At 71.9% G+C, this 26,876-nt stretch carries 18 protein-coding genes; 10 read left to right on the top strand and 8 right to left on the bottom strand.

The features are described from left to right. Window positions 1-9: 9 nt before the first annotated feature. Complete coding sequence (locus OHA05_RS24525; protein WP_328861724.1) at window positions 10-2,850, bottom strand: M4 family metallopeptidase; 2,841 nt, start codon at window positions 2,848-2,850, stop codon at window positions 10-12. 150 nt (window positions 2,851-3,000) lie between these two features. On the opposite strand from OHA05_RS24525, the gene OHA05_RS24520 reads away from it, so the two are divergent. Both OHA05_RS24520 and OHA05_RS24515 read left to right on the top strand, forming a co-directional pair. Further along, window positions 3,001-4,008 (top strand): helix-turn-helix domain-containing protein, encoded by a 1,008-nt coding sequence (locus OHA05_RS24520; protein ID WP_328861723.1) that lies wholly within the window; start codon window positions 3,001-3,003, stop codon window positions 4,006-4,008. A gap of 109 nt (window positions 4,009-4,117) precedes the next feature. Continuing rightward, window positions 4,118-4,936: a trypsin-like serine peptidase gene (locus OHA05_RS24515; RefSeq protein WP_328861722.1), complete on the top strand. Its 819-nt coding sequence runs from the start codon at window positions 4,118-4,120 to the stop codon at window positions 4,934-4,936. Window positions 4,937-5,017: 81 nt separating this feature from the next. On the opposite strand, the gene lon is transcribed toward OHA05_RS24515, so the two are convergent. After that, complete coding sequence (lon, locus tag OHA05_RS24510) at window positions 5,018-7,423, bottom strand: endopeptidase La (protein ID WP_328861721.1); 2,406 nt, start codon at window positions 7,421-7,423, stop codon at window positions 5,018-5,020. Window positions 7,424-7,687: 264 nt separating this feature from the next. Between lon and OHA05_RS24505 the strand changes: the two genes are divergently transcribed. Further along, on the top strand, window positions 7,688-8,281 hold the full coding sequence (locus OHA05_RS24505) for a hypothetical protein (RefSeq protein ID WP_328861720.1): 594 nt from the start codon (window positions 7,688-7,690) through the stop codon (window positions 8,279-8,281). 113 nt (window positions 8,282-8,394) lie between these two features. Here the strand turns inward: OHA05_RS24505 and OHA05_RS24500 are convergent, their stop codons facing one another. After that, entirely contained in the window at window positions 8,395-9,276 is an 882-nt protein-coding gene (locus OHA05_RS24500) for a rhomboid-like protein (RefSeq protein ID WP_443043754.1), read from the bottom strand. Between the two features lie 310 nt (window positions 9,277-9,586). Between OHA05_RS24500 and OHA05_RS24495 the strand changes: the two genes are divergently transcribed. The 4 genes from OHA05_RS24495 to OHA05_RS24480 all read left to right on the top strand — a co-directional run bounded on the left by OHA05_RS24495 (window position 9,587) and on the right by OHA05_RS24480 (window position 16,397). Beyond that, complete coding sequence (locus OHA05_RS24495; protein WP_313944158.1) at window positions 9,587-10,276, top strand: spermidine synthase; 690 nt, start codon at window positions 9,587-9,589, stop codon at window positions 10,274-10,276. A 91-nt stretch (window positions 10,277-10,367) separates the two neighbouring features. After that, complete coding sequence (locus tag OHA05_RS24490; protein WP_313944159.1) at window positions 10,368-11,105, top strand: response regulator transcription factor; 738 nt, start codon at window positions 10,368-10,370, stop codon at window positions 11,103-11,105. Further along, window positions 11,102-12,223, top strand: coding sequence for a HAMP domain-containing sensor histidine kinase (locus OHA05_RS24485; RefSeq protein ID WP_313944160.1), 1,122 nt, complete (start codon window positions 11,102-11,104; stop codon window positions 12,221-12,223). The genes OHA05_RS24490 and OHA05_RS24485 overlap by 4 nt, the downstream gene beginning before the upstream one ends. Before the next feature lie 280 nt (window positions 12,224-12,503). Further along, window positions 12,504-16,397, top strand: a complete 3,894-nt coding sequence (locus tag OHA05_RS24480; protein WP_313944161.1) for a multifunctional oxoglutarate decarboxylase/oxoglutarate dehydrogenase thiamine pyrophosphate-binding subunit/dihydrolipoyllysine-residue succinyltransferase subunit — start codon at window positions 12,504-12,506, stop codon at window positions 16,395-16,397. A 70-nt stretch (window positions 16,398-16,467) separates the two neighbouring features. Here OHA05_RS24480 and OHA05_RS24475 read toward each other — a convergent pair whose 3' ends face one another. The 4 genes from OHA05_RS24475 to OHA05_RS24460 form a co-directional block, all read right to left on the bottom strand. Continuing rightward, window positions 16,468-19,722, bottom strand: a complete 3,255-nt coding sequence (locus tag OHA05_RS24475; protein ID WP_328861719.1) for an SAV_2336 N-terminal domain-related protein — start codon at window positions 19,720-19,722, stop codon at window positions 16,468-16,470. Window positions 19,723-19,726: 4 nt separating this feature from the next. Further along, on the bottom strand, window positions 19,727-20,728 hold the full coding sequence (locus OHA05_RS24470) for an AAA family ATPase (RefSeq protein ID WP_313944163.1): 1,002 nt from the start codon (window positions 20,726-20,728) through the stop codon (window positions 19,727-19,729). A 94-nt stretch (window positions 20,729-20,822) separates the two neighbouring features. Continuing rightward, window positions 20,823-22,835 (bottom strand): VMAP-C domain-containing protein, encoded by a 2,013-nt coding sequence (locus OHA05_RS24465; RefSeq protein WP_328861718.1) that lies wholly within the window; start codon window positions 22,833-22,835, stop codon window positions 20,823-20,825. Then, a complete protein-coding gene (locus OHA05_RS24460) occupies window positions 22,828-23,292 on the bottom strand; it encodes a CU044_2847 family protein (protein ID WP_328861717.1) in 465 nt (154 codons plus the stop codon). The genes OHA05_RS24465 and OHA05_RS24460 overlap by 8 nt, the downstream gene beginning before the upstream one ends. A 155-nt stretch (window positions 23,293-23,447) precedes the next feature. On the opposite strand from OHA05_RS24460, the gene OHA05_RS24455 reads away from it, so the two are divergent. Next, window positions 23,448-23,624, top strand: a complete 177-nt coding sequence (locus OHA05_RS24455; RefSeq protein ID WP_097878907.1) for a DUF6104 family protein — start codon at window positions 23,448-23,450, stop codon at window positions 23,622-23,624. A gap of 67 nt (window positions 23,625-23,691) precedes the next feature. On the opposite strand, the gene OHA05_RS24450 is transcribed toward OHA05_RS24455, so the two are convergent. After that, on the bottom strand, window positions 23,692-24,510 hold the full coding sequence (locus OHA05_RS24450; RefSeq protein ID WP_328861716.1) for a hypothetical protein: 819 nt from the start codon (window positions 24,508-24,510) through the stop codon (window positions 23,692-23,694). Between the two features lie 164 nt (window positions 24,511-24,674). Between OHA05_RS24450 and OHA05_RS24445 the strand changes: the two genes are divergently transcribed. Together OHA05_RS24445 and OHA05_RS24440 are read left to right on the top strand one after the other, a co-directional pair. Further along, window positions 24,675-25,547, top strand: coding sequence for a DUF4097 family beta strand repeat-containing protein (locus OHA05_RS24445; RefSeq protein WP_328861715.1), 873 nt, complete (start codon window positions 24,675-24,677; stop codon window positions 25,545-25,547). Window position 25,548: 1 nt separating this feature from the next. Next, the gene (locus OHA05_RS24440) at window positions 25,549-26,526 is read left to right on the top strand and encodes a PadR family transcriptional regulator (protein WP_313944168.1); all 978 of its coding nucleotides are present in this window, start codon (window positions 25,549-25,551) and stop codon (window positions 26,524-26,526) included. Window positions 26,527-26,876: the final 350 nt, after the last annotated feature.

The raw sequence follows: 26,876 nt of genomic DNA, 5'->3' as shown, positions 1-26,876 counted from the left end.
GCGAGCAGGTCAGCCGCACTGACCCGCGGGACGGTCCCGGGTGACCAGGTCGGTCCAGCCGGTGGTGCCGTCGATCCAGACCACCTGGCGGCCGGAGACCGCGGCCGGGGAGATCTGCTCACCGCGGTTGCAGGACAGCCGGTCCTGCTGTGAGCCGTCGGTGGTCAGTTGCCAGATCTTCGGCAGCGTCTCGTTGCGCAGCGCCAGGTCGGGCAGCTGGCTGTTCACCGTGACGGCGGTGTCGGAGACCGTGAGGTCGAAGGAGACCAGCGCCTTCGGCTTGCGCTCCGCACTGATGTCGACCGTGCCGGTGCCGTCCAGCGCCGACCGGCGGATGCCCATCTGACCCTCGTCGTTCAGGTTCTCGTCCACGAGCCAGAAGGCGTGGGTCGCGTTCACCCCGGTCTGGCCGAGGATCTGCGGCTCGCCGAGCTGCTGGGCCAGGGCCGCCTTGCCGGTCTTCAGGTCGAGGATCTCGACGCCGAGCTTGTAGTCGTCCGGGGTCGGATACAGCTTGGCGTAGGAGAGCTTGCCGTTCCTGATCGCCGGCAGGGCGGTCAGGATGTCGAAGCCGCCGCCGTCGACGAGCGTGGGCCGGGTGTCCCCGGGACGCAGATAGCTGACATGGCGGTCGCCGAAGATGCCGGACGTCTCGAAGACGACGACACCGTTCTCCACCCGCAGTCCGCTGATGTCGCTGAACGAGGTGTAGAGCTTCTTGATCGGCCCGCCGGCGACCGGCCGGGACAGGATGTCCAGGCTGGTGGTGCCGTACGCCGCCCACACGACGGTCTTGCCGTCGGTGGCCGGGTAGACGTGGTAGCGGCCGTCGTTCGGGCTGACCAGCTTCGCCGCGCCCTTGCCGTCGGTGCGGCCCGTGTAGACCGAGTACGGCTCGGAGCCCTCGTCGTTGGACTGCGAGACGACCCACTGGCCGCCGCCCGCCTGGGCGCCGGTGCCGGTGGTGTTGATCTTGCCCAGCAGCTGGTCGGAGTCGACGCCGAGGGCGTCCTCCCAGCCCGCCACGATGCCGTGGGCGTTGAAGGAACGCTTCACGGCGTTCAGCTGCTTGGCGTTGACGCCCAGGTCCTTGGCGGCGGCGAGGACGGCGTTGCGGCCGTCGGTGAAGCCGTCGAGGGGGGTCAGGTACTCCGCGAGCGCCTTGTAGACGATCCGGTCGGCGAGTTCGCCGCCCACGTCCTGGCGCAGGTCCCACAACGCACCGGAGAAGATCGTGGAGTTGAGGTGCACTCCGCCGTTGTCGGTGGAGTAGGTGACCCCGAGGAAGTTCTTCGAGGTCTGCGCACCGTCGTTGAGGTCGCGCAGCGCACAGGCGCGGGGCGCCGCCGTACGGCAGAGGTCCTCGCCGATCAGACCCGAGTCCGGGTCGTCCATGGAGGCGCCGGACGCGGCCAGGTCGATGGCGTTGCCGAAGTAGTCGGCGATGGCCTCGTTGAGGGCGCCGGACTGGCCCGCGTAGACCAGGTTGGCGGTGTTCTCCACGACGCCGTGGGTCATCTCGTGGCCGACCACGTCGAGGTCGGCGGAGAGCGGCTTGTACTCCTCGTCGCCGCCGCCGTAGACCATCTTCTGGCCGTCCCAGAAGGCGTTGACGTACGGGAAGCCGAAGCTGGTGACGCCGACGAGGGAGTTGACCGTCATCCCGCGCCCGTCGAGGCTGTCGCGGCCGTGGGCGTCGCGGTAGTAGTCGTAGACCCGGCCGGCCGCCCAGTGCGCGTCGACCGCGCCGGCGTCGGTGGCCTCCTTGCCGACGTCCTTCGACGGGTCGGCGAACTCCTTGATGCCGCCGGGCCAGACACCCAGGACGTCATTGACGTCCAGTTGCCGCGCGTCCCAGGTGGTCAGCGTGTTCTTGCTGCCGGCCGCCATGCGCTCGGTGTCGCTCATCAGGTACTTGGCGGCGTTCCCGTCGAAGACGAGATTCAGGCCGACCTTGGTCCCGTCCAGCTTGACGCCCGTGCCCTCGGAGCCGGGGATCGCGTCCGCCGTGGCGGAGCCGGCTCCTCGCGCGGCCGCCTTGGGGGCCGTGCCCGACGCGCCGTTGCGCTGCTCGGCCAGTGTCTTGATGCTGCTGAACTGCAGGACCGGATAGCCGGCGCGGGCGTCGATGAAGACCTGCTGGAGCACGGGTTCACCGGTGGTGGGGTTCGTGCCGCGCACGGTCACCTGGTGGGCGAGGACGCCCTCGCCCCGGGGGATCACCACGAGGCCCGCGACCGAGCCGGTGAGAGCGGCGGCGCGGGCGGACTGGGCGCCCTTGGCGCGGATGGCGTCCGCCTTGCTGAGCGTCTTGCCGCCGAGCCGGGCCGCCGTCGCGGCGACCGCCCGTCGCACGGCGGTCTCGTTGCTCACCGTGGCCTGGGTGCCGGTCTTCAGACCGGTGAAGTACTTGCCGGAGGTGCCGGTGACGACCCGCTTGCCGGCCTGGTGCTCCATGCGGACGACGTACTGCCCGCCGAACACCGGTATCCCGTGGTGCTTCTGCTGGAGCCGTACGGTTTCTTCCTTGCCGCGCTCGACGGTCGCGACCGGAGCGAGGTCGCGCCGGGCGTCCGCGATCCGGTAGCGGCTCTCCTTGGCGTCCAGATGGCCACGGGCCGCGTCCGCGGGGCTCGCCTTGGCGTCCGCCGCCTCCCTGATGCCGTCGACGAGCGACGGGGTGGCCGTGCCTGCCCCCGGCAGGACGTCGGCGGGCGGTGCGGCAGCCGGCGGGGTGGCCGCCTGAGCCGGTACCGCCGTCAGCAGCAGCCCTGCCGCGCCGAGCAGCGCGGCGAGACCGGTCCCCCTGGTAACTCCCGGTCTCCGTGTGCTTGTTCTGGCCTTGCGCACAGTTCGTACCCCTCCCACGTGCTGGTCAAGCCGTAAAGGTGGTCATGGCCATGCAACCTGTGAGGCGCCAACCGATCAATGTGGTCGACGTGTTGACAAGTGGACACGCACACTTGTGTGGCCCGTGAAGACAAGGTGAGAATCCGATGCATGAGCGAGGGGGAACTGCAGACCCTCGGCCTGGGGGCCGCCGAGGAACGCACCTACGAAGCACTGCTCAAGGAACGGGGACTCCAAGCGGAGGAGCTGGCCCGTCTCCTGGGACTGCCGCGCGACCGTCTCGACGTGGCGCTCGGGCATCTCGTCGAACACGGGCTGGCCGTCCCGGCCGACGGGGACGGCGCGCTGCCGCACCCTGCGGCGCCCGCCGCCGCGATCCGTACGCTCATCCACCGCCGCCAGGCCGAACTGCATCTTCGCTCGGCCGAGCTGGAGCGATTACGTATGACCGCGGACCGGATCGCCGGACGGCTGATGTCCGGCTCACCCACCGCCCCGGAGGGCGGGATCGAGGTGGTGACGGGTCCGCGGGCGATCGGCGAACGGGCGGAGTACCTGCTGGCGTCGGCGGAGCGCGAGGTCGCGATCCTCGACCGCCCGCCATATGTGAAGGGCCCGCGCGACGGCAGTGCCGGGCGGTCCGGGCTCGGGATCGAAGCACTCCTCGACCGCGGGATCGAGGTACGGACCGTCCTGGACCGGGACGGACTCGCGACACCGGGCCGAATGAGCTCGGTGGCCGGACTGGTCGAACGGGGCCTGCGGGCCCGGGTCACGACCGCCGTCCCCACCAAACTGATTTGTGTGGACCGCCGGATCACCCTGCTCCCGCCGACCGACGCGGCGGACCCGAGGGCCACCGCCCTGGTCATCGGCGACGCCCTGCTGCACAACGCGCTGGTCCCCCTCTTCGAGACGGTCTGGGAACGCGCCACGCCCCTCGGCGGCCCGGACGGCGAGGACTGCACACTCCCGAAGGCGCAGAAGGAACTCCTCGGTCTGCTCGCGGCCGGCCTCAAGGACGAGGCGATCGCCCGCCGGCTCGGGGTCCATGTGCACACCGCCCGCCGCAGAATCAGCCATTTACTGGCGACGCTGGGCGCGGAGACCCGCTTCCAGGCCGGCGCGCAGGCGACGTTGCGGGGCTGGCTGGACTGACGGAGCCGAGGCCGGCGCGGACCGACACGGTGAGAGAGGCCCGGGGAGTGTGATCACCGGCTCCTGGGTGATCGCTGGACTCACCGCCGTCGGCGGGCAAGATGGCCGGATGACGTGGTTCGCTCTCCCGAAGAGGCTGCCGAGGTGGCCGGCCGTCGCGCTGCTCACGGCCGTGACGGCGTGCGGTGGTCCGGTCTCGGCCACTCCCGACACGGATGGCGGTCCCCCGCCCCTGCCGCCGGGGCCCTCGCCGCAGTCGTCGGCGGCGCCGTTCGCCGGGCCGGCCTCTGCCGGGGTGCTGCTCGACGAGGACGGCGTGCACTACTGCTCCGCGAGCGTCGTGGACAGCCCGCGGGGCAATGTCGTCGCCACCGCGGCCCACTGCGTCTTCGAGTACGGCAGCTACATGGAGAACGTCACCTTCGCGCCCGGCTTCACCGGCCCGGGCAAGGGCAAGGCGCCCCACGGGCGGTGGAAGGTCCGCGCCATCCAGGTCGACGACCGCTGGCGCAGGAACACCGACGCCTCGGATGCCGTCGACTACGCCTTCCTCACGCTCGAACCCGATGCGAAGGGCCGCGACGTCCAGGACGTCGTGGGCGGCACCCCCGCCGACTGGGCCTCCCCGGCCGAGCGCCGGGTGACCGTCGTCGGCTACCCCAACGCGGAGCACAACCCGCAGAACCGGCCCATCTCCTGCACCACCGACACCCGGCAGGACCCGGAGCTGGACGTGTCGGTGCGGATGGAGTGCGCCGGTTTCTGGGACGGCACGAGCGGCGGTCCCTGGCTCGCCGACTACCGCGACGCCGAACACCCGGGCCGGATCATCGGCGTGACCAGCGGCGGACAGACGGACCGCGAGTCGACGGCGGTCCGCTTCACCGCGGACGCCCGCAGGCTGTACGACAAGGCGGCGAAGGCCTGACCGGGGGACGGGCGGACAGCACGGAGCCCCGGGCGAAGGGGTGTTCCCTCCGCCCGGGGCTCCCGCGTCACCGGACTTCCGTCAGGCCGCCACGGTCACGGCGACCTCCGCCGGGGCCAGCGCGATCTCCAGCACCTGCCGGACATCCGTCACCGGGTGCACCTCCAGCTTCTCGAGGATCTCGGCCGGGACGTCGTCCAGGTCGGCCTCGTTCCGCTTCGGGATCACGACCGTCGTCGTACCCGCCCGGTGAGCGGCCAGCAGCTTCTGCTTCAGACCGCCGATCGGCAGCACCCGTCCGGTCAGCGACACCTCACCGGTCATCGCCACGTCCGTACGCACCAGCCGTCCGGAGAGCAGCGACGCCAGCGCCGTCGTCATCGTGATGCCGGCACTCGGGCCGTCCTTGGGGACCGCGCCCGCCGGGAAGTGGATGTGCACACCCCGGTCCTTCAGGTCGGCGACCGGCAGCTCCAGTTCGGCGCCGTGCGAGCGGAGGAAGCTCAGCGCGATCTGCGCCGACTCCTTCATCACGTCACCGAGCTGACCGGTCAGGGTCAGTCCGGAGCCGCCCGTCTCCGGGTCGGCCAGCGACGCCTCGACGAAGAGCACGTCGCCGCCCGCGCCGGTGACGGCGAGACCGGTGGCCACACCGGGCACCGCGGTACGGCGCTCGGCCGGGTCCTGCGCGGCCTCGGGCACGTGGTGCGGCCGTCCGACCAGTGCGCGCAGCTGCTCGGAGCCGACGGTGAACGGCAGTTCCCGCTCACCCAGTTCGTGCTGGGCCGCCACCTTGCGCAGCAGCCTGGCCACCGAGCGCTCCAGGTTCCGCACGCCCGCCTCACGGGTGTACTCGGCGGCCAGCTTGCGCAGTGCCGAGTCCTCCAGGACGACCTCGCCGGGCTCCAGGCCCGCCCGCTCCAGCTGACGCGGCAGCAGGTGGTCCCTGGCGATGACGACCTTCTCGTCCTCGGTGTAGCCGTCCAGCCGGACCAGCTCCATACGGTCGAGCAGGGCCTCCGGGATGGCCTCCAGGACGTTCGCCGTGGCGAGGAACACCACGTCGGACAGGTCGAGTTCGACCTCCAGGTAGTGGTCGCGGAACGTGTGGTTCTGCGCCGGGTCCAGGACTTCGAGCAGCGCGGCCGCCGGGTCGCCCCGGAAGTCCGAGCCGACCTTGTCGATCTCGTCCAGCAGGACCACCGGGTTCATCGACCCGGCCTCCTTGATGGCGCGGACGATCCGGCCGGGCAGCGCGCCCACGTAGGTGCGCCGGTGGCCGCGGATCTCCGCCTCGTCGCGTACGCCGCCGAGCGCGACCCGGACGAACTTGCGTCCCATCGCGTGTGCGACGGACTCGCCGAGCGAGGTCTTGCCGACGCCGGGCGGGCCGACGAGTGCCAGCACCGCGCCGCCACGCCGTCCGCCGACCACACCGAGTCCTCGGTCGGCGCGGCGCTTGCGCACCGCCAGGTATTCGGTGATCCGCTCCTTGACGTCCTGAAGGCCCGCGTGTTCGGCGTCCAGGATCGCCTTGGCGCCCTGGATGTCGTACGCGTCCTCGGTCGTCTCGTTCCACGGCAGTTCGAGCACGGTGTCGAGCCAGGTCCGGATCCAGGAGCCCTCCGGGCTCTGGTCGCTGGACCGCTCGAGCTTCTCGACCTCCTTGAGGGCCGCTTCGCGGACCTTCTCGGGCAGGTCGGCGGCCTCGACACGGGCCCGGTAGTCGTCGGACTCGTCCTCGGCGCCGTCGCCGTCGAGCTCACGCAGCTCCTTGCGCACGGCTTCGAGCTGCCGGCGCAGCAGGAACTCGCGCTGCTGCTTGTCGACGCCCTCCTGGACGTCCTTGGCGATGGACTCGGCGACATCCTGCTCGGCCAGGTGCTCGCGCAGCTGCTCGGTGGCGAGCTTGAGGCGGGCCACCGGGTCGGCGGTGTCGAGCAGTTCGATCTTCTGGGCCGTGGTCAGGAAAGGTGAGTAGCCGGAATTGTCCGCGAGCTGCGAGACGTCGTCGATCTGCTGGACACGGTCCACGACCTGCCAGGCGCCGCGCTTCTTCAGCCAGTCGGTGGCGAGCGCCTTGTACTCCTTGATCAGGTCGGTGACCTGTCCGGGCAGCGGGTCGGGAACGGTCTCCTCGATCCGGGTGCCCTCGATCCACAGAGCGGCGCCGGGGCCGGTGGTGCCCGCGCCGATCTTCACGCGGCCGCGGCCGCGGATCAGGGCACCGGGGTCGCCGTCGGAGAGCCGGCCGACCTGTTCGACGGTGCCGAGCACGCCGGTGGCGGCGTACTGGCCGTCGATCCGAGGAACAAGAAGCACCTGTGGCTTGCTTGCCCCACTGGAGCGGGCAGCGGCCTGTGCGGCCTCCACCGCGGCGCGTACGTCGGTGTCGGAAAGGTCAAGAGGCACCACCATTCCGGGCAGCACGACCTCGTCATCGAGCGGCAGCACGGGCAGGGTGAGTGGTGTGGACGTCAAAGCCATGATCTCCCCTTAGGCAGTGAAGTTGAGCTATGTCGACTCAATGCGTGGGGGGCCGCAGATGTTCCCCGGCCTCTGTTCGCTCTCAGCGATCAGCCCTCCAGGTGAGGGAGAGGGCAGCGGACCGGCAGGGGGCTTCTCAGCCGAATCGCCCTCGACGGGACCGCCCGGTCGCCCATACTGCGGCGACGGACCACGGCCGGAGCTCAGCCCTCCTGAGCGGAGCACCGGACGCCGGCGGAGCGATCCGAGGGAGGTGGGCGGCCGATGACACGACTCGGACGCGGCACGGCGGGGGCACTGGTGGCGGTGTCCCTCATGGCCTTCGCGGCGGGATGCGGGCAGGGCGGGGACTCGGGAGCCGAGGCCGGCACGGACGGCGCGGGCGGCCCGCAGAGTTCGCCGGCCTCTTCGCCTTCTTCCGCCTCACCGCCGTCCGCTTCTTCTGCGCCGGCCCCTCCTTCGCGGACCTCTCCGCCTCCGCAGCCCTCACCGCCGCCCGCTTCGTCGGCGCCCGCCCCGCCACCCCCGGCCGCCGGACGGCAGCTGGTCGCGATGACGGTCACGGGCGGGATCGCCGGTGTCCACAACCGGCTCGTGGTCCGCGAGGACGGCGCCTACACGACCACGTCGAAGACCGGGGCGGAACGCTCCGGCCGGATGAGCCCGGCGGAGCTGGCCGAACTGCGCGGGGCCCTGAAGAGGGCCGACTTCGCCCGGCTGCCGAGCACGGCGACCGGGAGCCCCGTCATGGACGGATTCACCTACCGGATCACCCACGCCGGCCACACGGTCACGACGGACGACACCGCCGAGGTGCCGAGGCTGCGCGAGGTGATCGCGGCCCTGCCCGAGCGGTAGGGCCGGCACCCGGGTCCGGTTGCCGGACCGGGACCGGCGTACGGCCCGGACCGGACCGGACCGGCGTACGGGCCGCCGGGATCAGACCGGGACCGGCGTACGGGCCGCCCGGATCAGACCGGCACCGGCGTACGGCCCGCGGTGCCTCCCGCCCAGCGGCGGACGGCGGGCCAGCAGGCGAGACCGGCGAGCAGGGCGAGCGGATGGCCCCAGTCGGTGAGCGGGTCCGTGAAGGCGAGCAGATCCTGCAGAAGCATTATCGAGACGAAGCCGAGGACCGTGACCCGCAGGACGGGGCTCAGCAGTCCGGCGAGCGCGCCGATGCTCGCCATCAGCCCGAAGCTGATGCCGTAGTCGAGCCGGTGCAGCGAGGTGGCGGGCAGATGACCGGCCGCCACGGATATACCGACCGGGACCTCGGTCGCCAGGGTCGCGCCGACATGGCCGACGAGAAAGACGAGAGCGGTGCGCGGACCGCCTATGCGGCGTTCCAGCGCGGTCAGCACGACGACGAAGGCGATGGCGTACGGAGACGCCAGACCGCCGGCGATCCACAGCGCGCTCGCGCCGAGAACCAGCAGCGGCCTGTCCGCCAGATGGGCGACATCGGTGCTGGATCCGTGCAACAGCGCGGAGACGGTGGCGGGGTCCCCGTAGCGGGCGAAGAGGGAAGTCGCGAGCAGGACGAGGAGGTAGCCGAAGGTGAAGGGAGTGCCGGTCGGAGTGGGCAGCAGCCGCAGAGCCTGCCGCCACCGGGGCGTCCGCAGGGGGCCGGCGGCCGGAATGGCCACGGCGGCAGGCTGTGCGGCGCGTACGGGCCCGGTCCGCTGCGCCGGAATCGCGGGGAGCAGCTCCGTGAGCGCGGCCTGCTCCCCGAGCACCGGATCGATACGGCCTCCATGAGCCTGGACCGGCGTGGTGCGGGGGCGCGCGGCTCCGTCGCCCGCGCTGGTCCGGTCGCGCCTGGTCCGGTCGCCCTTCGTGTGCTGATGCACGGCGTGAGGCCCCTTTCGCCAAGCCCCCGAACAAAACCCCACCCAATGCGATCAGCGTGACCCGCGTCTATGACGTACGCCACACGAGGCAACCTCCGCCCTCGTCCGTGCGTCGCGGGCCGCGCACCCGGCCGCCGGGCCCCGCCGTGACGCGCGTGTTCGCCGTCGGCGCGAACACCGCACGCGTGCGGGCGCCTGCACGGGGCAGGAGCCCCTCGGGCCCGCGCTCCGGAATATCGGTTTGTCCCGGTCGCGCCGTCCCGCAAGCATGGTCGACGCCATCGACGGCCAGCCATCCGGAGGTACTGCCATGCCGCTGCACGCCGACGCCGAAACTCCCGTCACCCTCGACCGGCGCGAGGGGCCCTACGGAGAGATCGTGCTGCGGCAGCGCGGGGAGCATCACGAGATCATCGCCAACGGGTGCTTCCTGATGGACACCTCCGACGGACGCTCCGAACGGCTGCTGGTGGACGCTGCGAGCGAGGCGCTCACGGCCAATGGCAAACATCCGTCCGCCCTGCTCATCGGCGGGCTCGGGGTCGGCTTCTCGCTGGCCCACGCCGCCGCCGACCCCCGTTGGCGCCGGATCACGGTGGTCGAGCGCGAGCAAGCGGTCATCGACTGGCACCGCACGGGACCGCTCGCCCGGATCTCCGGCGGGGCACTCGGCGATCCCCGTTGCGTGATCCTGCACACGGACCTCCTCACGCATCTGCGGGAGTCCGCCGATCACTACGACGCCCTGTGCCTGGACATCGACAACGGACCCGACTGGACCGTCACCGACGACAACGAGAACCTCTACTCCCCGGACGGACTCGCCGCCTGCCAGGCCCGGTTGACGCCCGGTGGAGTACTGGCCGTGTGGTCGGCCCAGCCGTCTCCGGCTTTTGAGGATGCGTTGCGGAATGCCGGATTCACCGGGGTAAGAACCGAAGAGATCCGCCTTGCCCGAGGCGTACCTGACGTGGTCCATCTCGCCGTTAGCCCTGCGTAGCCGGGACGCCGTGACTGCCTTTACGCTGCTCACCTACACACCGGATCAAATAACCAGATGCAACTCGCGAGAACGCGTACAGGGGCGGGCGATGGAGCAGACACACACCACGCACAACGGCGTCGCGGCCACGCCAGGCGCTCAGCGCCGGGTGCTGGTGGTCGAGGACGACTCGACCATCGTGGACGCCATCGCCGCCAGGCTGCGGGCTGAGGGCTTTCTCGTCCAGACGGCCTCCGACGGCCCCGCCGCCGTCGACGCGGCCGAGGCCTGGCAGCCCGACCTGATGGTCCTCGACGTGATGCTTCCGGGCTTCGACGGTCTCGAGGTCTGCCGCAGGGTCCAGGCGCAGCGCCCGGTACCGGTGCTGATGCTCACGGCCCGCGACGACGAGACCGACATGCTCGTGGGGCTGGGCGTCGGCGCCGACGACTACATGACGAAGCCGTTCTCGATGCGTGAGCTGGCGGCCCGGGTACATGTGCTCCTGCGCCGGGTGGAGCGTGCCGCGCTCGCCGCGGTGACACCGCGCAGCGGGATCCTGCGTCTCGGCGAGCTGGAGGTCGACCACGCCCAGCGCCGCGTGCGCGTCCGCGGTGACGACGTGCACCTGACGCCCACCGAGTTCGATCTGCTGGTGTGCCTCGCGAACACCCCGCGCGCCGTCCTGTCCCGCGAGCAGCTCCTCGCGGAGGTGTGGGACTGGGCCGACGCCTCGGGCACCCGCACCGTCGACAGCCACATCAAGGCGCTGCGCCGGAAGATCGGCGCCGAGCGGATCCGTACGGTGCACGGCGTCGGATACGCCCTGGAGACGCCTGCCCCATGAGGCGCCGCCTCCGGGACGAGCCGCCCGGCCGCCCCGACCGGCTGAACCGGCTGCGGTCCGCCTCCCTGTCGATCTCGATCAAGACCAAGCTCGGCGCGCTCGTCGTCGTCTCGGTCTTCATCACCACGGGGCTGCTCGTCGTCGCCCTGCGCACACAGACCGAGCTGCGCTTCATCACGGTCTTCTCGGTGATAGCCACGCTGCTGATCACCCAGTTCGTGGCGCACGGCCTGACCGCGCCGCTGGACGAGATGAACACCGTCGCCAAGGGCATATCGCACGGTGACTACACCCGCCGGGTGAGCGGCGCCGACCGCCGTGACGAGCTCGGCGACCTCGCCTCGACGATCAACCGCATGGCGGACGACCTGGAGGCGGTGGACCGGCACCGCAAGGAACTGGTCGCCAATGTCTCGCACGAGCTGCGGACCCCCATCGCCGCACTGCGGGCCGTCCTGGAGAACGTGGTCGACGGGGTGTCCGCGGCCGATCCCGAGACGATGCGCACGGCGCTGAAGCAGACCGAGCGGCTGGGCCGGCTGGTCGAGACGCTGCTGGACCTGTCCCGGCTGGACAACGGGGTCGTGCCCCTGAGGGCCCGGCGTTTCGAGGTGTGGCCGTATCTCTCCGGGGTACTGAAGGAGGCCAACCTGGCCGCCGCCCATCGCCGTGTGGCCTCGGGCTCGGGCAACCACACCCGTACCGACGTGCATCTCCATCTGGACGTCTCACCGCCCGAGCTGACCGCGCACGCGGACGCCGAGCGGCTGCACCAGGTGGTCGCCAATCTGATCGACAACGCGGTGAAGCACTCGCCGCCGCACGGCCGGGTGACGGTACGGGCACGGCGCGGCGCCCAGCCGGAGTCGCTGGACCTGGAAGTGGTCGACGAGGGCCCGGGCATTCCCGAGCAGGAGCGCCACCGGGTCTTCGAGCGGTTCAACCGGGGCAGCATCCTGGCCCCGCACGGCAAGGGCAGCGACGGCGGTACGGGTCTGGGCCTGGCCATCGCGCGCTGGGCGGTGGATCTGCACGGCGGGCGCATCGGCGTGGCCGAATCCGCCCGCGGCTGCCGGATCCGGGTCACCCTTCCGGGAATCCCGTCGCCACGCGGTTGACGTAGGGTTCGAACCGGAACCGGCTGTTCAGCGTGATGTTCTGTGAGGACGGGCCCGCGCGGCCGTTCCTACGGCGGGCCGGAGGGCCACGGCCACGGTGTCGCCGACCCGTGGCGCGGTCGAACCGTGCTTGTTTCCCGCCATTGTCAGCCCCGAAACCCGCCTTTCGGTGTGACTTGCGCGACGATGACCAGCCCGGCCTGCATCTCCCGGCCAGGGAGGCGTAGCCTTAATTCCCGCTGTCCATCACCTTGTGAAGCGGAAGAGGGCGGTTGCCGCCGTGTCGTCTCAGTCCCCCAGTAACTCGAGCATCTCGACCGACCAAGGCGCGCAGGGCGAGAACCCTGCCGCCGCATTCGGGCCCAATGAGTGGCTCGTCGACGAGATCTACCAGCAGTACCTCCAGGACCCCAATTCCGTCGACCGCGCCTGGTGGGACTTCTTCGCCGACTACAAGCCTGGCGGCGGCAGCTCTGCCGCCACGGCGGCGAAGCCCTCCGACGGAAGCACGGCCGCGGACGCTGCTCCCGCGCAGCCCGGTACCGCAGCCGCGGGGGCTGCGGGTACCGCCGGTCAGACCGGCAGTGCCGCAGCGAACGGCGTGAGCGCCGCTCCGCAGGCCGCACCCGCCGCGAAGGCCCCGTCCGCGCAGCCCGCCGCACCGGCCCAGGCCGCTCCCGCGGCGAAGGCGGCCCCGGCCGCCGCGCCCAAGGCGGCGCAGCCCGCTCCGGCCAAGGCCGCGCCGGCGAAGGCCGCACCCGCCAAGGCGGAGGCCGCGAAGGCCGCACCGGACACCGAGGCCCCCTCGGGACCCGAGTACGTGACGCTGCGCGGCCCCTCGGCCGCCGTTGCGAAGAACATGAACGCCTCGCTGGAACTGCCGACGGCCACGTCCGTGCGCGCGGTCCCGGTGAAGCTGCTCTTCGACAACCGCATCGTCATCAACAACCACCTCAAGCGCGCCCGGGGCGGGAAGGTCTCCTTCACCCACCTCATCGGGTACGCGATGGTGCAGGCCCTCAAGGCCATGCCGTCGATGAACTACTCCTTCGCGGAGAAGGACGGCAAGCCCACCCTGGTCAAGCCGGAGCACGTGAACTTCGGCCTCGCCATCGACCTGGTGAAGCCGAACGGCGACCGCCAGCTGGTCGTCGCGGCCATCAAGAAGGCCGAGACGCTCAACTTCTTCGAGTTCTGGCAGGCGTACGAGGACATCGTCCGCCGCGCCCGGAACAACAAGCTGACGATGGACGACTTCACCGGCGTCACCGTCTCGCTGACCAACCCCGGCGGCCTCGGCACCGTCCACTCGGTGCCGCGTCTGATGCCCGGGCAGTCGGTCATCATGGGCGTCGGCTCCATGGACTACCCGGCCGAGTTCCAGGGCACCTCGCAGGACACCCTGAACCGCCTGGGCATCTCCAAGGTGATGACCCTCACCAGCACGTACGACCACCGGGTCATCCAGGGCGCCGCCTCCGGCGAGTTCCTGCGGGTCGTCGCCAACTTCCTGCTCGGCGAGCAGGGCTTCTACGACGACATCTTCCAGGCGCTGCGCATCCCCTACGAGCCGGTCCGCTGGTTCAAGGACATCGACGCCAGCCACGACGACGACGTCACCAAGGCCGCCCGGGTCTTCGAGCTGATCCACTCCTACCGGGTCCGCGGCCACGTCATGGCCGACACCGACCCGCTGGAGTACCGCCAGCGCAAGCACCCCGACCTGGACATCACCGAGCACGGGCTCACGCTGTGGGACCTGGAGCGCGAGTTCGCGGTCGGCGGCTTCTCCGGCAAGTCGATGATGAAGCTGCGCGACATCCTCGGCGTCCTGCGCGACTCGTACTGCCGCACCACCGGCATCGAGTTCATGCACATCCAGGACCCGAAGCAGCGCAAGTGGATCCAGGACCGCGTCGAGCGCGGGCACACCAAGCCCGAGCGCGAGGAGCAGCTGCGGATCCTGCGCCGGCTCAACGCCGCCGAGGCGTTCGAGACGTTCCTGCAGACCAAGTACGTCGGTCAGAAGCGGTTCTCGCTGGAGGGCGGCGAGTCCGTCATCCCGCTGCTCGACGCGGTCATCGACTCCGCCGCCGAGTCCCGCCTGGACGAGGTCGTCATCGGCATGGCCCACCGCGGCCGGCTGAACGTGCTCGCGAACATCGTCGGCAAGTCGTACGCGCAGATCTTCCGGGAGTTCGAGGGCAACCTCGACCCGAAGTCGATGCACGGCTCCGGCGACGTGAAGTACCACCTGGGTGCCAACGGCACCTTCACCGGTCTGGACGGCGAGCAGATCAAGGTCTCGCTCGTCGCCAACCCCTCCCACCTGGAGGCGGTCGACCCGGTGCTGGAGGGTGTCGCACGCGCCAAGCAGGACGTCATCAACAAGGGCGGCACGGACTTCACGGTCCTGCCGGTCGCCCTGCACGGTGACGCGGCCTTCGCCGGCCAGGGTGTCGTCGCCGAGACGCTGAACATGTCGCAGCTGCGCGGCTACCGCACCGGCGGCACGGTCCACATCGTCATCAACAACCAGGTCGGCTTCACCGCCGCCCCGGAGTCGTCGCGTTCGTCGATGTACGCGACCGACGTGGCCCGCATGATCGAGGCGCCGATCTTCCACGTGAACGGCGACGACCCGGAGGCCGTGGTCCGCGTCGCGCGGCTCGCCTTCGAGTTCCGCCAGACGTTCAACAAGGACGTCGTGATCGACCTCATCTGCTACCGCCGCCGCGGTCACAACGAGGGCGACAACCCGCAGTTCACCAACCCGCAGATGTACAACCTGATCGACAAGAAGCGTTCGGTGCGCAAGCTCTACACCGAGTCGCTGATCGGCCGGGGCGACATCACGCTGGAAGAGGCGGAGCAGGCGCTCCAGGACTTCCAGGGCCAGCTGGAGAAGGTCTTCGCGGAGGTCCGCGAGGCGACCAGCCTGCCGGCCCCGGCGCATGTCCCGGACGCGCAGGCCGAGTTCCCGGTGGCCCTCACCACCGCGGTCTCCCAGGAGGTCGTGAAGCGGATCGCCGAGTCCCAGGTCAACATCCCCGACCACGTCACCGTGCACCCGCGGCTGATGCCGCAGATGCAGCGCCGTGCGGCGTCGGTCGAGGACGGCACCATCGACTGGGGCATGGGCGAGACGCTCGCCATCGGCTCGCTGCTGATGGAGGGCACCACGGTCCGGCTGTCCGGTCAGGACACCCGCCGCGGCACGTTCGGCCAGCGCCACGCGGTGCTGGTGGACCAGGAGACCGGCGAGGACTACACCCCGCTGCTCTACCTCTCCGAGGACCAGGCCCGCTACAACGTCTACGACTCGCTGCTCAGCGAGTACGCGGCGATGGGCTTCGAGTACGGCTACTCGCTGGCCCGCCCGGACGCGCTGGTCATGTGGGAGGCGCAGTTCGGTGACTTCGTCAACGGCGCGCAGACCGTCGTCGACGAGTTCATCTCCTCCGCCGAGCAGAAGTGGGGCCAGACCTCCGGCGTCACGCTGCTGCTGCCGCACGGCTACGAGGGCCAGGGCCCGGACCACAGCTCCGCGCGCCCCGAGCGCTTCCTCCAGATGTGCGCGCAGAACAACATGACGGTCGCGATGCCGACCCTGCCGTCGAACTACTTCCACCTGCTGCGCTGGCAGGTCCACAACCCGCACCACAAGCCGCTGATCGTCTTCACGCCGAAGTCGATGCTGCGTCTGAAGGCCGCGGCGTCGAAGGCGGAGGAGTTCGTCAACGGCGGCTTCCGCCCGGTGATCGGCGACGAGTCGGTGGACCCGAACGCGGTCCGCAAGGTCGTCTTCTGCTCCGGCAAGGTCTACTACGACCTGGAGGCCGAGCGGGTCAAGCGCGGCGTCACGGACACCGCGATCCTGCGTCTGGAGCGGCTGTACCCGCTGCCGGGCAAGGAGCTCCAGGCAGAGATCGCCAAGTTCCCGAACGCCGAGAAGTACCTCTGGGCGCAGGAGGAGCCGGCGAACCAGGGTGCGTGGCCGTTCATCGCGCTGAACCTGATCGACCACCTGGACCTGGCCGTCGGTGCGGACATCCCGCACGGCGAGCGTCTGCGCCGCATCTCGCGTCCGCACGGCTCGTCCCCGGCGGTCGGCTCGGCCAAGCGCCACCAGGCGGAGCAGCAGCAGCTGGTCGACGAGGTCTTCGACGCCTAGTCGTCGGGACCGGTTCCGCACGGAGGGCCCGGACCGCATCACCCGATGCGGTCCGGGCCCTCCGGCGTTCCTATCCGCCGTCTTCGAGCCGCTCGATCTCCCGCAGGAACGGCTCCACACCCGGCGCGTCCGCCGGCCGGACCCGCGCCAGCACCGCGACCACTGCCCGGTGCTCCTCCAGAGCGCGCTCGGGACCGGCGGTGCGCTCCAGCCGGCCCGCCCGCAGCCACTGGGCGTTGACCAACTGGTCGAACAGCACCGGGCCGGCCTCCGCGAGTGCCCGCCGGCCGTGGGCGACGGCGTCGCGGTGGAGCGGGTGCGCGGACGCCGTACGCCCGGACAGCAGGGCGGCCGCCACCGCGCGGTGCCACCAGGCGTGTGCGGCGAGTTCGGGGTCGGTCGCCGCCCGGGCCGCCGCGCCGAGCGCCCAGTCCGCCTCGTGGAGGTCGGCGACCGTGCCCTCCGCGCGGAACCGTTCGATGTACGCCAGCCCCAGCAGGGCGCGGCGGCGCGGGAGTTCGGGGTCGCTGGGCCGGGTCTCCTCGATGGCGCCACGCAGCGCCCGTACGGCCGCCTGGATGTCGGCCCGGGCGTCCTTGTCCACGCCCCGCTCGGTCAACTGGCGGCCGAGGGAGGTGAGGACGAGCGCACGGCTCGGGTCACGCCACGGCAGCAGGGGCAGCGCCTCGGTCCAGGCCGCGACCGCGGAATCACGGTGGGCCCAGCCACCGGTGGACACATACCGCTGCTCCAGCACCCGGGCCATTCGCAGCAGGATGTCCGCCTGGGTCTCCTCGTCCCGGCCGGTGTGCTGGCGTGCCTGGTCGAGGGCCTGGAGGATACGCAGCCGGGCGTCGTCGTCGAGGTGTTCGTGGGCGAACTCGATGGCGTCGGCGTAGTCCAGCCAGGCGCGGCACAGGGCGCTCTGCTCGACGCTCTCCCAGTCGATGGCGTCGATGCCCGCGTGCAGGTCCTCGTCCGCCTGTTCCGCGAAGGTCCGTGATGCGGCGAGGTCGTGATCGCCGGCCACGCGCGGGACCGGGCCCTCGCCCCGGTGGTGGCGGGCCAGGTCGAGGAGGAGCCCGCCGCGCAGCAGCAGGGCCGATTCCCGGCGCTCGCCCTCCAGCAGCAGTTCCACGACGCCGAGCGCGGTGTGCAGGGACTCGGTGAAGAAGCCCTCGGGCCCGATCGGTCCGCGCAGCCCGTAGGGCGCGCCGGTCACGGCCAGCCGTCGCAGCACCCGGATCCTGGCGGACGCGGCCGCCTGCACGAGAGCGGCCGGTGTGTCCCACGGCGCCGGGTCACCGGTGAGTTCGGCGAGGCTGCTGTCGGCGGTCGACAGCAGCACGGCGGCCACCAGGTCGGTGTCGTCACCGGCCGGGCCCGCCTGCACCCATACCCATTCGGGCATCAGCTTGGGGCTGAGCCGACCCGCGGACACCTCCTCCGCCATCGCCTCCAGGACCTGCGCCAGCGTGAGGTAGGCCCGAGCCCCGCCGGAGATCGCGTTCTGCGCCGCCTCCAGGGCCTCGGGCAGGTCCTCCGGCAGCGGGCGCACCAGCCAGCGGCGCAGCAGCGCCTCGGCCAGTTCGCCGTAGAGCGCGGCCCGTTCACCGGTCCGCCGCTCCGCCTGGGTCGCCGACCCGAGCAGCCTGATCGCCGCGTCCAGGTCCCGTACGGTGCCGTACTGGCCGAAGTGGGCCAGGCAGCTGCGGGCCTTCGCGACGAGCGCCGCGGGGCCCTCCGTCGTCGGCCCCGGGGTCACGGCGGGCTGGGGGCCGCCGAGGCGGCGCAGCACCTGGGTGGAGACCTGGGCGAAGGCCCACAGGCCGCGGTTGTCACCGGCGGCCGGGGCCGGCGGGTGCGGATCCACCGATCCGGCGAGGAAGGCGGAGGCCATCGCGGGGAAGTTGCGCACGGTGCGTCCGTAGCGGGAGGCGACGTACTCCGAGCAGTGCTTGAGCACCAGCGACGCGCTGCTGGCGCCCAGTTGGCCGAGGAGCTCCTCGCGGACGCCGTCGAGGAAGGCGTACGCCGGGCCGCCCTCCTGCGGGCCCGTGGTGGCCGCCGTCTCCTCGGGGTCCCTCCGCAGCAGCCCGCTCAGCAGCACCTCCGCCAGGACGTCCGGGCCGCTGCGGACGAGCATCGCGCGCTGGACGAGCTGCATCACCGGCAGCACCAGGGGAACGGCCGACAGATAGACCGCGAGCTGGGCTGCGGCGGGCGACGCGGTTCTGCGGAAGGCCCGCACCCGTTCGGCGGGGTCGATGCGCCGGGCCGCGCGGGGGCGGACGGCGGCGGGTTCGTGGCGGGGCAGGACCAGCGCGGCCGCGGCGTTCATGGACTGCCCGGTCGCGCCCGCGATCAGACGGGTCCAGGCCTCGAAGGAGGAGCGGCGCAGCGCGAGAACGGGGACCGGGATGCCGTCCGCCGGGCCGGGCGCACCGAGCCGCGGAGTGAACTCCAGCCGCCCCGCCGGCCCTTCGCGCCGTTGCAGCAGTCCCGGCCGTGCGGGCAGATGCGTACGCCCCCACATCCGCTGCGGCAGCGGCTGGACGACGGCGACGGGCGCGGTCGACGCCCAGATGTGCAGCAGCCGCTGCATCCGGCCGCTGCGCCACAGCGGGCCCGCGCAGTCACTGAGCACCACGGTCAGCTGCCGCCCGGTGGGATCGCCGAGCTGGGCCGGTACGGGCCGGTGCTCGCCGAGGCGGTGCACGGCCACCTCGCGGAACGCCCCGGCACGTTCGCAGAGCTCCCGCAGCTCTTCGAGTGCGGTGCTCCACACGACGTTCGACGACGACTCGTCCATCACGAGGGCGAGCCGGGCCTGACGCCGCCGGACCGTGCGGAGCACGGGCACCACCAGACCGGTCTCGGCGGCCCGGTCGGCGGTCGCGATCTCGTCGAGCTCCCGGCGGATGAGCCGCATGGGCGGACGGTAGTGCTGCAGCGGGCGCAGGGAACGCTGGAGATCAAGGGTGTCGGGCAGCGCCGCGGGAGCCGGGACCGGGACGCTGCGCGCGGCCCCCTCCGGCAGGGACCCGGCGACGGTGTCCGGCTGGGCGGGCCCGTACAGACCGGTTGCGGGCCGCGCAGGAGGGCGGGTTCCGGGCGAGGAGACGGCCGGCTGCTCCGGGGGGCCGGCGGACGGCGGGTCCGCAGATCCGGACGGCAGCGTGGGGCCGGGTGCTTCGGCCGTGCCGGCCCGGGCCGCGGGTACGTACCGCGACAGCCACAGCGCGTCCGCCAGCTCCTCGGCGGTCGGATTCAGTTCCGCCTCGCGCAGCCGCGCCACGAGCGCGGTCAGGGCCGCGGAGTGCACGGCTTCACCGCTGCCGGATGTCGAGCGGACGTATCAGCAGTTCGGCGACCTCGTCCCGCCGCCCGGGCTCCGCCTGCACGGCGTGCTGGGTGAGGTAGATCGCGTTGAGCAGCTGGTCGGTGGGGCGCAGTTCGCCGTCGCCGTCCTCGCGGGTGAACCGGCCGATCAGATCGAGGTTCCGCTCGTCGGCACCGGCACCGAAGTGGGCCTGCACCATGGCGGCGAGCCGCTCGTCACGCGGCGGATCGAGGTGCAGATGGATGCAGCGGCGCAGCAGCGGGGCGGGGAAGTCGCGCTCGCCGTTGCTGGTCATCACGACGAACGGGAAGGCGGCGCAGCGCACCCGGCCGTCCCGGACGGGCACCCGGCGGCCGTCGTCGGAGAGCACCCGGACCTCGCCGTGGCCGGGCCGGTCGGCCATCCGCTCCAGCTCCGGAAGGGCGAACTCCCCTTCCTCCACCACGTTCAGCAGATCGTTCGGCAGGTCGATGTCACTCTTGTCGAGTTCGTCGATGAGCAGTACCCGCGGCCGCTCGGACGGCAGCAGCGCGGTGCCGAGCGGTCCGAGCCGGATGTACCGGCCGATGTCGTCGGAGTGGCGCTCGGCGAGCTGGGCGTCGTGGAGCCGGCCGATGGCGTCGTAGGTGTAGAGACCGTCCTTGAGCTCGGTGCGGCTGACGACGGGCCACTGGAGCACGCGGCCGAGGCCCAGTTCGTACGCGACGGAGTGCGCGAGCGTGGACTTGCCGGAGCCGGGCTCGCCGGTGACGAGGAGCGGCCGGCGCAGGTAGAGGGCGGCGTTGATCAGTTCGAGCGCTTCGGCGTCCTGGGCACCCGGCGCCTCGACACGTGCGCCGAGCCGCCGGGTGGACGAACTGTCCACGGGGGGCGGCGGATCGGGCAGCGGCTCGCCGGAGAAGGCACGCCAGGGAGGGGGCGGCGGCAGCCGGCGGATCCGGTCGGGATCCGGTGCACCGACACCTCGGTAGATCAGCCAGTCGTCCATCGCTCGCTCCTCGTCGGCGGCCGGTGGGCACCGTGGCGGACCACGCCGGGTATGTACCCAGCGACCCGCCGTCCCATTGCTCCGGTGCCGCTCCTCATGGGGAGTCCACCGGTCCGTTGTCGTCGGCGGGCAGCGGCCGGGTCGGGTCGTCGTACAGCATGGCCACCCCCTCCGCCCAGTGTCCGCCGTTCCTCGATCCGCTGATGTCGTCCCTGATACGGCGCAACCGGTCGGGCAGCTCACGTGCGCCCGCCGTCTGCGCGAGGAGCGCGGCCGCGCCGTCGTGCATCTCCTCGCAGAACTCGGTGCAGCCGTGCTCGGGATGACCGTCGGTGTGCCACAGCGCGACGCCGTGCCCGGCGTCCAGCGCAAGCCCGATCGCGCGGCGTCCGACGCCGCTGCCTGCGGGTCTGCACAGGACGGGCACCGCGGAGGGCGGCATGTCCGCGAAGTGGCGGGCCCGTGGGACCTGCCGCGGCGGTGGCGTACGGACGGCGGTCAGCGCCCCGGCGGCCACCGTCGCCTCCCAGCGGGCCCGCCAGGTGCCGTCCGGTCTGCCTCGTCTCAGAAGGTCACGCAGCACCACCATCCGCCGTACACCGACATACGCAGGATGGTGCAGCCGCGCCATCTCGGTGAGCTGCCAGCGGTGCACGGCGGTGTCGAAATGGTCGACGGGCAGGGCGACTTCGAGCGGTGCGGGCGCACCGGGGGCGTCCACCGACGCGAAGACCTCGTCCAGCGGTCCGCGCAGCCGGCGTACGAGCTGTTCGGGCGGGACACCGTCGCCGGTCTGCTCCTCGTGCAGCGGTTCGTTGACGTCCTGGCCGTCATCGACACGGATGCGCCAGTAGAACCGGGCCGTCGGGGCGTCGCACACCGGATCCAGCTCGACGATGACGACGGTCGAGCCGTCGCCGGGTCCCGGGTAGCGGACCACGGCCCCGTCCCGGCCGTCCGGGCCGCGGGCGGGGACGAGCCGGGGCGGCAGCGTGGCCTGGGTGACGACGGTGTGCACGATCCGCGGGACGTCCTGGAGCCGGTGCGCCACCCAGTCGGCGAGCTGCGCGGGGTCACCGCCGCGGCTGCGTTCGTACTCCACGACCAGCTGGAGGTAGTGCAGCGCGGCGATGGCGGCGACGGGCTGCCCCGCCTCGTACAGCAGGCCGTGTCCGTCGCGCCAGGCGTGCGGGAGCAGCTGGCCGGGCGGGGAGGCGACACCGCCACGTGCCTTCTTGGCGAGTTCGACGACGGGCCGGATGCCGTCGGGCGGGCGCACCCCCGACAGCAGGAACAGCGCCTCGCGCCGGTCGCGGGGGCTCCACTGGTCGCCGCCGGTGTGCACGCCCGCGCCCGGCAACTGGTGCTGGCGCTCGATCCAGTTGTGTCCCCCGACCTTCGGCGACTGGCCGTGCCAGCGGTCGTGCGCGGCCATCAGCGCCTGATAGGCGGGGCCGAACCGGCGCAGGGCGGTGGCCGCGATGGCCATACCGCCGTCCCGGCCCGCCCTGCGGGATTTCAGCACGCCGACGACGGCGCCCGTGTGGGCGTCGAGAACGGGCGATCCGGAGCCGCCCTTGGGGAACTCCGCCTCGGGCCGGAAGCGCATGCCGTAGTCGTCGTCGAAGCCGTTGATCCGGGCGGTCGCCTTCCAGCGCGCGGCCCTGCGTACGACGGGGGCGGAGCCTTCCTCCTGATGCTCCGGCCGGTAGCCCTGGACGACACCCTGCCCGCCGGGATAGTCCGTGCGGTCGGTGAGCCAGACGCACTCGTGCTCGACGTCCGGATCCAGCAGCCGGACGAGGGCGAGGTCCTGCTCGACGGGCACCCGCTGCTCGGAGCGCGGCTCGCCGTCGAGGAGCCAGCGGTCGAGCCGGGCCTCCAGCGGTTCGCCGTCGTTGACCTCGCTGCCGCCGAGCCGGAAGACGCGTCCGCGGTCGCCCCGCAGATGCGGCGCGAGCACGTGCGCGCAGGTCAGCACCCAGCCGGGCGCGACGAAGAACCCGCTGCCCCACATGGCGCTCTCGCCCTCGCGCGCGGAGGAGAAGTGGACGGTCGCGGCACGGGTGAGGGCGTCGATGACGGAGTCGGACTCGGTGTCACTCATGCGGTACCGGGGGCGGCGGCGGTGTGGTGGGGGCGGGTGGGTGCGCGCCGGCGGGAGGGGCCGGCGGGGCGGGCGGCGCGGGGGCGGGTACGTGGGAGCCGGCGGGAGTGGACGGGGCGGGCTGCGTGGGCTGGTCCTTGAGCTGCCAGGTGAGCGTGACCTGCACGGATGCCTTGGCCTCGCCCGCGGCGAGCACGGCGAGCGCGACGCCCGACTTGGCGGTCAGCTCGACGCCGAAGGAGACACTCGCCTCGTCGGGACGAGCCGCCGCCGCGGCCTCCAGGACGGATGCCCCGACCTCGGTGATCAGCTCGTGGAGCTGCCGCACCTTGGCGGTGGCGTTCTCCACGAAGCCGACGTCCTCGTCGTCCTCGCCGTAACCCCCGCCCGCGGTGGAGAGCCGGGCGAGCACGACGGCTCCCCCGGGAAGTTCGATGTGCTGGATGCGTCCGTTCACGGCTCCCCCGTTCTGACGGCCGACTCGGCCTTGTGCCGGTGCAGTTGGGCGCTGTGCGAAGGGCGACGACGTTACCGGCCCGTCCGGTTGCGGGGGAGAGCGGGAAGTCGCCGTAATCTGAGGAGGTAGTCCCCCATCCGTCCCAGGAGCATGTCTTGTACTTCACCGATCGCGGTATCGAGGAGCTGGAGAAGCGGCGCGGCGAGGAGGAGGTCACCTTCGAGTGGCTCGCCGAGCAGTTGCGTACGTTCGTCGACCTCAATCCCGACTTCGAGGTCCCGGTGGAGCGCCTCGCGACGTGGCTGGCGCGCCTGGACGACGAGGACGAGTAGCCGGGCGGTCGTGACAGCGACCCCGTAGCGCTCGCACGGTACGGGCGGTACGGCGCGGGGTGCGGGTTTACCGGGGCGGGGTGTGCGGCTGCTCGCGGATCCGGTCGTACGTCAGCGCCAGCGCCCCGTGCGTGATCAGCACGGCCCCGGCCACCAGCCAGCCGCCGCTCCCCCGCCGCAGCCCCCACGCCACGAGGGGCAGGCCCGCGGCCATCTCCACCAGGCCCACCACACGCACCGTCGGGCCCGGCCGTCTGTGGCCGAGCACGCCCTCCTCGACGGCATGGAACTCCGCCCGAACCGCGTCGCGCCAGCCCGACCACTCCACGGTCTCCGCGCCGATCGCCCGCGCGACGGACCGGAGCCGTTCGGCAGGCTCACCCGGCGCGAGCCCCTCGGGCAGATCGAGACCCGCCCTGGCCAGCACCGCGAGCAGGCCGAACAGCCGCGACTGGGCGTCCGCGACGGGGTCCGGCAGGGTCAGCGGCTCCAGCGCCTGCACATCGAGGACGGGATCCAGCCCGAGCCGAGCGGCGAAGGTCCGCATCGCCTCGTCCTCGCCCACCGGCGTCCCGTCCCCCAGCCACACGTACCCCACGGGCCTGCGGAAACCGGACGCGAGTGTGAAGCCGGCCCGGTCGCCGTCCCACCACACGGCGAGGGCCGGCCGGTTCGTACCGATGGCGACGGCCGAGGCCCAGCCGCCGAGCACCTGGTCGACCGGCTCGCCGGCCTGCTGCCAGGGTGTTCCGTCGGGGACGAGGACGCTCCAGTCGTCACCGGCCGCGACGAGGAGCTGCTGCTCACGCAACAACTGGGCGGCCGGCCGTACGGCGGAGGGGTCGGTCCGGCACAACAGCAGCGCCCCCACGGGTGTCGCGTTCATGCGACTCACGCTAGGGCACTTTGCCCACTTTTGACGTCTCATGCCCCGCCAGGCGCGCCTTCAGCCGGCTTCGCGCAGGCGCTTGACATCCCGATCTCGCGATATATCGTATCGACCAGAAGACGCGATATGTTGCGTCGCGGACCGCCCTGGGAGGTCAGGTCATGACAGATTCGACGTGGGCAGTCTCCGAGCCGAGGAAGCTCACCTTCGACGAGCCCGTGACGGCGCTCAATGTGCGCATCGTCAACGGAACGGTGAACGTCGTGGGCACGGACGAAGGTTCCGCCCGCCTCGAGATCAGCGAGATCGAAGGCCCCCCGCTGATCGTGACCCACGAGGGCTCCACACTCACGGTCGCCTACGAGGATCTGCCCTGGAAGGGCTTCCTCAAGTGGCTCGACCCCAAGGGCTGGCACCGCAAGGCGGTCGTCTCCCTCGCCGTGCCCTCCCGGGCGCGGGTCGAGGTCGGCGTCGTCGGCGCGGGAGCCGTCGTCTCCGGCATCAAGGGAGCGACGTCCGTGCGGGGGGTCAGCGGGGACACCACACTGGTGCGGCTCTCCGGGGACGTCCACGCCGAGAGTGTCTCCGGGAACCTGGAGGCCCACTCGGTGACCGGCGGCCTCCGCTACAACTCCGTGTCCGGTGATCTGACCGTCATCGAGGGCGCGGGCTCCTCCGTCCGGGCCGAGTCCGTCAGCGGCGACATGGTCGTCGACCTCACCGTGCTCGACGCGGACGGAGTGCCGAAGCCGACCGACATCAAGCTCACGACCGTCTCCGGCGAGGTCGCCATCCGGCTGCCGCATCCCACGGACGCGCAGGTCGAGGCCAACACCGCGAGCGGTGCCGTGTCCAACGCCTTCGACGACCTCCGGGTCAGCGGTCAGTGGGGCGCGAAGAAGATCACCGGCACGCTGGGCGCGGGCACCGGCACGCTCCGGGCCACGACCGTCTCCGGCTCCATCGCCCTGCTGCGCCGGCCACCCGAGGACGACGAACCGTACGAGGCCGCCCCGACCGGAAAGGTGCTCTGACATGCCGCCTGTCTTCGCCCACGGCCGTCTGCGCCTGTACCTGCTGAAGCTCCTGGACGAGGCCCCGCGCCACGGCTACGAGGTGATCCGTCTCCTCGAGGAGCGCTTCCAGGGCCTCTACGCACCCTCGGCGGGCACCGTGTACCCCCGGCTCGCCAAACTGGAGGCCGAGGGCCTGGTCACCCACGCCACCGAGGGCGGCCGCAAGGTCTACTCGATCACCGACGCGGGCCGCGAGGAACTGGCCGGCCGCAGCGGTGAACTGGCCGACCTGGAGCTGGAGATCCGCGAGTCCGTGTCCGAACTGGCGGCGGAGATCCGCGACGACGTACGCGGCGCGGCGGGGAAGCTGCGCAGCGACATGCGCGCGGCGGCGTCCCAGACGCGCCAGTCCTCCGGCACGGAGAAGGGCGAGGCGGCCGCCTGGCGCTCGGCGAAGGAGGAACTGCGCAAGGTCACCCACGAGTGGCAGGAGCAGGCACGCCGGGCAAAGGACGAGTCGCGCCGGGCCCGCGAGGACGCCCAGCAGGCACGGCGCCAGGCCAAGGAGGCGCAGGAGACGGCCCGCCGGGAGATGCAGCGGATCGCCAAGCAGGTCCAGGACCAGATGCAGGACCACTTCACGCGGGGCGACTGGCCGACGGGCGTACGGGAGGGGCTCTCGGAGCTCACGACCCAGCTCGGCGGGCTGGCGCGCGGGGGCGGGTGGCCGTACGGCAAGCCGGAACGAGAGCCGACGGAGTCGGTACCGGATGACGCTCCGCAGGCCGAGAGTGTGCAGGTCGATCCCGAGTGGCCGTCGGGGACGGAGACGACGGGCGAACCGGCCCGCGACCTGGACCGCCTGCTGGACCGCTTCCGCGACGACATCCGGGACGCGGCGCGGGACAACGGGGTGACGGACGCGCAACTGCGCGAGGCGCGACGCCACTTGTCGACGGCGGCGGCGCATGTGGCGGCGGTGCTGCGGCGGAAGTGACGGTGCGGGTCCCTTTGTGAGGGGCCTTGTGCTGCGGGTTCTTGTCCGGCGCGGGTGCTTGTGGTGCGCCCCTGTTGTGGTGCGGGTTCTTGTCCGGTGCGGGTTCTTGTGGTGCGGGTTTCTTGTCCGGTGCGGGTTCTTGTGGTGCGGCTGCGCCGGGTTGGTGGGTGGGTGCGGGGTTCGGGTTCTCCGGAGGGGGTGTCCGGACTGCTTTCTCACCGCGCTTCGCGCGAGTTGCTGAAGCTTTGACGTCCGGACACCCCCCTCCTGCGCCCCCGCCCCCCTCCCGCCGTCCCCGCGACCCTCCGTGAACAGGGGTGCGCTGCGAGCGTGGGTGAGGCGAGGGGCGT

The organism is Streptomyces sp. NBC_00306 (genome assembly GCF_036169555.1).
In the GTDB taxonomy this organism is placed as follows: domain Bacteria; phylum Actinomycetota; class Actinomycetes; order Streptomycetales; family Streptomycetaceae; genus Streptomyces; species Streptomyces achmelvichensis.
Note: the sequence above shows the minus strand (reverse complement) of the source record. Positions and strands in the feature narration are given on the sequence as shown.